Origin of the sequence: Tahibacter caeni (genome assembly GCF_024609805.1) — a bacterium.
Classification (GTDB): Bacteria; Pseudomonadota; Gammaproteobacteria; order Xanthomonadales; family Rhodanobacteraceae; genus Tahibacter; species Tahibacter caeni.
In genome coordinates this window covers 1-2,792 of sequence record NZ_JANFVR010000470.1, presented here as the reverse complement: position 1 = coordinate 2,792, position 2,792 = coordinate 1, and the positions used below count along the sequence as shown (strand labels likewise).

At 68.3% G+C, this 2,792-nt stretch carries 2 protein-coding genes; both read left to right on the top strand.

Annotated features, from left to right (window positions below):
• Window positions 1–196: 196 nt before the first annotated feature.
• Complete coding sequence (gene pyrG, locus NON22_RS22745) at window positions 197–1,858, top strand: CTP synthase (RefSeq protein ID WP_257389273.1); 1,662 nt, start codon at window positions 197–199, stop codon at window positions 1,856–1,858.
• A 2-nt stretch (window positions 1,859–1,860) separates the two neighbouring features.
• Window positions 1,861–2,694 carry a 3-deoxy-8-phosphooctulonate synthase gene (gene kdsA, locus NON22_RS22740; RefSeq protein WP_257389274.1) on the top strand — a complete coding sequence of 278 codons (834 nt, stop codon included), beginning with the start codon at window positions 1,861–1,863 and terminating at the stop codon, window positions 2,692–2,694.
• The last annotated feature ends 98 nt before the right edge of the window (window positions 2,695–2,792 follow it).

Sequence of the window (2,792 nt, the reverse complement as noted above, 5' to 3'; positions counted from 1 at the left end):
CAAACACTGCTGCGGCAGGCGCTTGGCTTCGCCCTGGTCCGGCCGCTCGCGGCGGTCGCGGCCCCGCGCGGGCGGTCGCGCCGGACGCCGTCGCGGACGCATTGCGCCGGCCGGCCGCCCGGTCCGCGGCGCCGTTCGGCTCGCAGCCGGGGCGGGATGCCGGTAAAATCGGGTTTTCCAGCCATCCCCGCTGCTCATGACCCCTCTGATCTTCGTTACCGGTGGTGTGGTGTCCTCGCTAGGCAAGGGCATCGCCGCCGCCTCTCTCGCGTCCATCCTCGAAGCCCGCGGCCTGCGCGTGACGATGATGAAGCTGGACCCCTACATCAACGTCGACCCGGGCACGATGAGCCCGTTCCAGCACGGCGAGGTCTACGTCACCGACGACGGCGCCGAGACCGACCTCGACCTCGGCCACTACGAACGCTTCGTGCGCACGCGCCTGACCGGGCGCAACTCCATCACGACCGGCAAGATTTATGAGGCCGTGATCCGCAAGGAACGCCGCGGCGACTACCTCGGCGCGACCGTGCAGGTGATCCCGCACATCACCGACGAGATCAAGCACTGCATCTACGAGGCCACGCGCGGCTACGACGTCGCGCTCGTGGAAATCGGCGGCACGGTCGGCGACATCGAGTCGCAGCCGTTCCTCGAAGCCATACGCCAGATCCGCATCGAGCACGGCCCCGAGAAGTGCATGTTCATGCACCTGACCCTCGTGCCGTACATCAAGGCCGCCGGCGAGATCAAGACCAAGCCGACCCAGCACTCGGTCAAGGAGCTGCGCACGATCGGCATACAGCCCGACGTGCTGCTGTGCCGCTGCGAGCAGCCGCTGCCCGACAGCGAGCGGCGCAAGATCGCGCTGTTCACGAACGTCCCCGAGCGCGCCGTGCTCAGCGCGATGGACGTGGACACGATCTACCAGCTGCCGTCCTGGCTGCACCAGCAGGGCCTCGACCGCCTCGTCATCGACCACCTGCGCCTGGACGCCGGCCCGGCCGACCTGTCGGCCTGGGACCGCGTCGTCGCCGCGGTGGAGAACCCGAAGGACGAGGTCACGATCGCGATCATCGGCAAGTACGTCGAGCACAAGGACGCCTACAAGTCGCTCGGCGAAGCGCTGCGCCACGGCGGCATCAAACAGTCGACGCGGGTCGACCTGCGCTGGCTCGAATCCGAACAGATCGAATCCGAAGGCGGCGCGGCGCTGAAGGACTGCGACGCGGTGCTCGTGCCCGGCGGCTTCGGCAAGCGCGGCTTCGAAGGCAAGGTCGCCGCAGCGCGCTGGGCGCGCGAAAACGGCGTGCCGTATTTCGGCATCTGCTACGGCATGCATGCGGCCGTCGTCGACTTCGCGCGCAACATCGCCGGCCTCGAAGGCGCCAATTCCAGCGAGAACGAGAAGAACTGCGCGCATCCGGTCATCGCGCTGATCACCGAATGGCGCACGGCCGCCGGCGACCTGGAAAAGCGCACCGAGGAATCCGATCTCGGCGGCACCATGCGCCTCGGCGCGCAGGAATGCCGCCTGAAGGCCGGCACCCTCGCGCGCAAGCTCTACGGCCAGGACGTGATCCGCGAGCGCCACCGCCACCGTTACGAATTCAACAACCTCTATCGGCAGCAGTTCGAGGATCTCGGCCTGACCATCGCCGGCAAGTCGATGGACGACCTGCTCGTGGAGATGGTCGAGCTGCCGAACCATCCGTGGTTCCTGGCCTGCCAGTTCCATCCGGAATTCACCTCGACGCCGCGCGACGGCCATCCGCTGTTCATCGGCTTCGTGCAGGCCGCGCGCGAATACAAGCTCGTGCGTACCGCGCCGCGTCTGGCGCAGGCGGCCGGCGCATGAGCATGCAGCTGTGCGGATTCGAGGCCGGCCTCGACCGGCCGCTGTTCCTGATCGCCGGTCCCTGCGTGATCGAGTCGCTGCAGTTGCAGATCGACACGGCCGGCACGCTCAAGGAGATCACCGGCAAGCTCGGCGTCAATTTCATCTTCAAGTCGAGCTTCGACAAGGCCAACCGCACCTCGGGCACGAGCTTCCGCGGCCCGGGCCTGGAAGAGGGGCTCAAGGTGCTGGCCGAAGTGAAGCGCCAGATCGGCGTGCCGGTGCTGACCGACGTGCACGAGTACACGCCGATGAACGAGGTCGCCAGCGTCGTCGACGTGCTGCAGACCCCGGCCTTCCTGTGCCGCCAGACCGATTTCATCCAGAACGTCGCGCGCGCCGGCAAGCCGGTCAACATCAAGAAGGGCCAGTTCCTGTCGCCCTGGGAGATGAAGCACGTCGCGGCCAAGGCCAAGGCCACCGGCAACGAGCAGATCCTGGTCTGCGAGCGCGGCGCGAGCTTCGGCTACAACAACCTCGTCTCGGACATGCGCAGCCTCTCGGTCATGCGCGACACCGGCTGCCCGGTCGTTTTCGACGCGACCCACTCGGTGCAGCTGCCCGGCGGCGCCGACGGCAAGTCCGGCGGCCAGCGCGAGTTCGTGCCGGTGCTGTCGCGCGCGGCCGTCGCGGTCGGCATCGCCGGACTGTTCGCCGAAACCCATCCGGATCCGGACAAGGCGCTCAGCGACGGGCCGAATGCCTGGCCGCTCGGCAAGATGGAAGCGCTGCTCGAATCGCTGCTCGCGATCGATGCGGTGGTCAAGCGTGTGCTCGCGACGGAGCAGTCCGCATGAGCTGCCGCGGAATCGCGCTGCTGGCCGTCGCGGCGCTGCTGCCGCTCGCTGCGGCGGCGCAGGAGCCCCGCGACAGCGCGGCGGCCGTGGCGGACGGG

What these genes read in the sequence shown, in the direction of transcription:
- kdsA (WP_257389274.1), top strand. Translation starts at nt 1,861, where the DNA reads ATGCAGCTGTGCGGATTCGAGGCCGGCCTCGACCGGCCGCTGTTCCTG.
- pyrG (WP_257389273.1), top strand. Translation starts at nt 197, where the DNA reads ATGACCCCTCTGATCTTCGTTACCGGTGGTGTGGTGTCCTCGCTAGGC.